The organism is Bradyrhizobium sp. PRIMUS42, from assembly GCF_023006515.1.
In the GTDB taxonomy this organism is placed as follows: domain Bacteria; phylum Pseudomonadota; class Alphaproteobacteria; order Rhizobiales; family Xanthobacteraceae; genus Bradyrhizobium.
The window spans coordinates 1-4,480 of record NZ_JALBGZ010000527.1 but is presented as its reverse complement, the minus strand read 5'-3'; the positions used below and the strand labels follow the sequence as shown (position 1 = coordinate 4,480).

Below are 4,480 nucleotides of genomic sequence, written 5' to 3'. Positions count from 1 at the left end.
CTCGACAGCGTGCTCGACCAGCGCCGCGGCCGCCTGGTGCAAGACTTCCGTCTGCGCACCCCGGACGGCCATTTCATGTGGTTCGCGCTGAAGGCGCGTCCGGTGGTCGGCTCCGACGGCGAGGTCTCGCGCGTCGTCGGCACCCTCACCGACGTCACCGAACTGCGCAACGCCGAGGAGCGCCTGCTGCACGATTCCGTGCATGACAACCTCACCGGCTTGCCCAACCGCAAACTCTTCATGGACCGGCTCGGTGCGGTCGCGCATTTCGCCAAGACCATGCCGACGCTGCGGCCGACGCTGATGGTGATCGATCTCGACCGCTTCAAGCAGGTCAACGATTCCGTCGGCATCGCGGTCGGCGATTCCATCCTGCTGACGCTGGCCCGCCGCCTCACCCGCATCCTGAAGCCGCAGGACACGCTGGCCCGCATGGCCGGCGATCAGTTCGGCCTGATCCTGCTGTCGGAGCAGGACCCGGCCCGCATCACCGCCTTCGCCGAGACCATCCGCAAGACCATCCGCGCGCCGATCGCCTTCAACGACCGCGAGATCTTCCTCACCGCGTCGATCGGTCTCGCGCTGTCCGATCCGCAAGTTCAGCTCACGGACGAGATCATCAAGGACGCCGAGCTGGCAATGTATCACTCCAAGCGCATCGGCGGCGACCGCATCGACGTCTACAAGCCTGCGATGCGGGCGCGGAAGACCGACCGCCTGACGCTGGAGAGCGAGCTGCGCCGCGCCATCGAGCGCCAGGAGCTGACGATCCTGTACCAGCCGATCGTGCGGCTGGAGGATCGCTCGGTCGCCGGCTTCGAAGCGCTGGTGCGCTGGGATCACCCCAAGCTCGGACGCATGGCGCCGTCGGAGTTCATCACCATCGCGGAAGAGACCGGCCTGATCGTCGACCTCGGCATGTTCGTGCTGGACCAGACCGCCAAGCAGCTCTCGATCTGGCAGCGCGCGATGCGCTCGCGCGAGCCGATCTTCGCCTCCGTCAACGTGTCGTCACGGCAATTGCTGCGACACGACCTGATCCACGACATCCGCACCGTGCTGTCGCGCTCCTCGGTGGCGCGCGGCACGCTCAAGCTGGAACTGACGGAATCGCTGGTGATGGAGAACCCGGAGCACGCGGCACAGATGCTGACGCGGATCCGCGAGCTCGGCACCGGGCTCTCACTCGACGATTTCGGCACCGGCCATTCCTCGCTGGCCTATCTCCAGCGCTTCCCGTTCGACACGATCAAGATCGACCAGTCGTTCGTGCGCACCACCAACCGCGGCGCGCGGCCGGTGATCCTGAAGTCGATCATCGCGCTCGCGCACGACCTCGGCATGGACGTGGTGGCCGAAGGCGCCGAGACGGATTCGGATGCGGTCGAGCTCTACCAGATGGGCTGCGAATACGCGCAAGGCTTTGCCTTCGGCGAGCCGATGGACGCGGATGCGGCAATGCGCCTGCTGACGGAAGTGCGGCTCGAAGCGGCGAGCTAACGCTGTTCTTCCTTCTCCCCCTTGTGGAGTATCGTAGGGTGGGCAAAGGCGCACTTTCGCCGTGCCCACCATCCAACCCTACGACAGAGGTGGTGGGCACGCTCCGCTTTGCCCACCCTACGATACTGTCTTCTTCCGGAAGACGACGAGCTAACTCGGCTTCCGCCGAAGTCCGACAACCAGCCCAAGCCCCGCCAGTAGCGAGATCGCGGCAAGGCCGCCCCACACCATTCCCGCCTGCTCGAGATAGACGTCCTGCGAGACCGGATCGTAGCAGCGGCCGAGCTCATTGAAGCAATCGTGCCAGCGCCAGTAGCGGGCCTCGAAGGCGAGTGCGAACAGCACACCTGATACAATCAGGGCAGCGCCAAAGATCCCCCTCAACCAGCGCAGAACCATCCGCTGCTCACCTGCGTTGCAGCTTCTTCTTCGTGAACCTCACGCTCTGCCCATCCGGCATGCGCGTCGCAACAAACCCGGCGGCGAGGCAAGCTTCGCGCTGCGGCATCTGGATGTCGGGGCTGCGCAGGCTGTCCCACCACGAGGCACGATTGGCCGCGCGCGGCAGCGCCGCGCCGATGATCTCCTCGATCTGTTCGAAGCTCAGGACGAATTCAGCCTGCTTCTGCCGCATCAGATAGTCGCGCAACGCGTCGTAGTCGTTCACAATCGTCCTCTCGCCCGAACCCCAGACTGTCCCATCGAGGTCTGCCCAAAACCGTGAGCCTTGTAAACCGATCCTTAACTCATTGCAGCAGCGCCGTCCTACCTTAAACACTGCGCAAGCTTTCTGGCGCATCCACTAGGGGTCGGGAGCGAACGATGCTGTCTGGATGGCGCGAAGTCACGGCCCGCCGGCCGTGGCGGATTTCGGCGAAGCTGCTAATCATCTCGTCCGTGGTGACGGTGATCGGCTTTTCTGCCATTTGCGTCAACGTCATGCTCGACATGCGCCGGGGCGAGGAGGCGCTCGCCCGCCAGACGCTGGAGAATTTGGCGACGAGCATCCAGTCCGATGTCAGCCGCAACGTCGAGATCTACGACCTGTCACTGAAGGCGGTCGCTAGCAACATGCTGCTGCCCGAGCTTGCCACGGTCTCGAAGCCGATCCGTCACCTGATCCTGTTCGACCATGCGATCACGGCACGGCATTTCGGCGCCATTCAGGTGTTCGACGCCGACGGCAGGCTGACCATAGACGCCTCCACGCTCGATCCCGTCACCGAGAACCGGAGCGACGAGGACTATTTCAGGGTTCATCGCGACAATCCCGAGGTCGGGCTCTTCATCAGCCGCCCGATGCTGTTCCGCGGCGCCTACGCGATCGTGCTGAGCCGTCGCATCAGCGATACCGACGGCGGCTTCCTCGGCGTCGTCGCCGGCTCGATCCGCTTCAGCTATTTCCACGAATTGTTCGAGCAGCTGCACCTCGATGCAGAGGACACCATCACCGTGCTCAAGCGTGACCGCACCATCATGATGCGGCGGCCGTTCGACCTCGACGTGATCGGCACGAACCTGAACGACCGCCGGGCCTGGAAGGCCGACAACCTCCCGGTCGGAGCCTACTATGCGGGACAGGGCCCGGTCGATCCGACGCCGCGGCTCTATGTCCGCAGCGCCGACAGCGGACCGCTGTTCGTGGTGGCGGGCAAACCTCTGGCCGCGGTGTTCGCGCTCTGGCAGAAGGAAGCGTTTCGCATCGGCGCCGTGGTGCTGGTGCTCGCGCTGTTCGTGCTGGGATCGACGCTGGTGCTCGCGCGCGAGATCGGCCGGCGCGCCGAGGCCGAGCGCAAGCTCGAGGAAATGGCGACGACCGACGCGCTGACCGGCCTGAAGAACCGCCGCAAGTTCGATTCCGTCATCGACGTCGAATGGCGGCGGGCCATGCGCCAGAAGGCGCCGATCGCGCTGTTGATGATCGATGCCGATCACTTCAAGGCCTACAACGACACGTTCGGCCATCAGGCGGGCGACCAGGTGCTGGTCGGTATCGCCATCTGCATTTCCGATTCGGTGAGCCGGGCCGGCGACTGCGCCGCACGTTATGGCGGCGAGGAATTCGCCGTGCTGCTGCCGAACGTTTCGGCTGCTGACGCCTTCAAGGTCGCCGAGACGATCCGCCTCAAGGTGCAGGGCTGGTCCGACGACCCGGTGATTTCGACGGTCTCCTGCGGCGTCGCCAGCTTCGTTCCCACCGCCGGCATGGACTGGCCGGTCCTGGTCGCCGCCGCCGACAAGGCGCTCTACGCCGCCAAGGCCGGCGGGCGGAATCAGTCGGTGGTTGCGAGCTTGCCGCAGCTGTCGCTGGTGGCGTGAGGCGGTCTACGCGCCGCTATTGAACGCGACGCAACCCGCCACACCATCGCGGTCGTCCCTGCCAATTGCGCACTAGGCTGGGACGACGCCCAGTTTGTAGCCCCTACTGCCCCAGATACTTCTTCATCTCCGCGATCAGCCCGTCGCGCAGCTCCGGCCGCTTCAGGCCGTAGGCGATGTTGGCGCGCAGGAAGCCGGGCTTGGAGCCGCAATCGTGGCGCTCGCCCTCGAACTCGACGCCGTAGAATTTCTGCGACGTGGCGAGCCCGATCATGGCGTCGGTGAGCTGGATCTCGCCGCCGGCGCCGCGCTCCTGCGTCTGAAGGATCTTGAAGATCTCCGGCTGGAGAATGTAGCGGCCGGTGATCGAGAGGTTGGAGGGCGCGGTGCCCTTGGCCGGCTTCTCGACCATGCCGTCGACCTCGAACATCTTGCCGCTGCGTTTTCCCACGCCGCAGATGCCGTATTGATGCGTGAGATGATCGGGCACCGCCTCGACCGCGACCAGATTGGATTTCTCGCCGAGCGAGGATGCCATCTCGATCATCTGCTTGAGGCAGCCCGGCGTGTTGAGCACGAGCTCGTCGGGCAGCACGACCGCGAACGGCTCGTTGCCGACGATGTCGCGCGCGCACCAGACCGCATGGCCGAGGCCGAGCGG

The 4,480-nt window shown here is 65.2% G+C and carries 5 protein-coding genes; 2 read left to right on the top strand and 3 right to left on the bottom strand.

Features of this window, described 5'->3' with window-relative positions; genetic code table 11:
• The coding region (locus tag MOV75_RS28470) for a bifunctional diguanylate cyclase/phosphodiesterase (RefSeq protein WP_247007006.1) at positions 1–1,500 on the top strand (1,500 nt) is incomplete at its 5' end.
• Between the two features lie 150 nt (positions 1,501–1,650).
• On the opposite strand, the gene MOV75_RS28465 is transcribed toward MOV75_RS28470, so the two are convergent.
• Positions 1,651–1,899: a hypothetical protein gene (locus MOV75_RS28465; RefSeq protein WP_246930005.1), complete on the bottom strand. Its 249-nt coding sequence runs from the start codon at positions 1,897–1,899 to the stop codon at positions 1,651–1,653.
• 7 nt (positions 1,900–1,906) lie between these two features.
• Positions 1,907–2,167, bottom strand: coding sequence for a hypothetical protein (locus MOV75_RS28460; RefSeq protein ID WP_246930006.1), 261 nt, complete (start codon positions 2,165–2,167; stop codon positions 1,907–1,909).
• Positions 2,168–2,322: 155 nt separating this feature from the next.
• Between MOV75_RS28460 and MOV75_RS28455 the strand changes: the two genes are divergently transcribed.
• Complete coding sequence (locus MOV75_RS28455; RefSeq protein ID WP_246930007.1) at positions 2,323–3,819, top strand: diguanylate cyclase; 1,497 nt, start codon at positions 2,323–2,325, stop codon at positions 3,817–3,819.
• 103 nt (positions 3,820–3,922) lie between these two features.
• On the opposite strand, the gene MOV75_RS28450 is transcribed toward MOV75_RS28455, so the two are convergent.
• Positions 3,923–4,480, bottom strand: a 558-nt coding sequence (locus tag MOV75_RS28450) for a UTP--glucose-1-phosphate uridylyltransferase (protein ID WP_247007005.1), incomplete at its 5' end; no start/stop codon positions are given.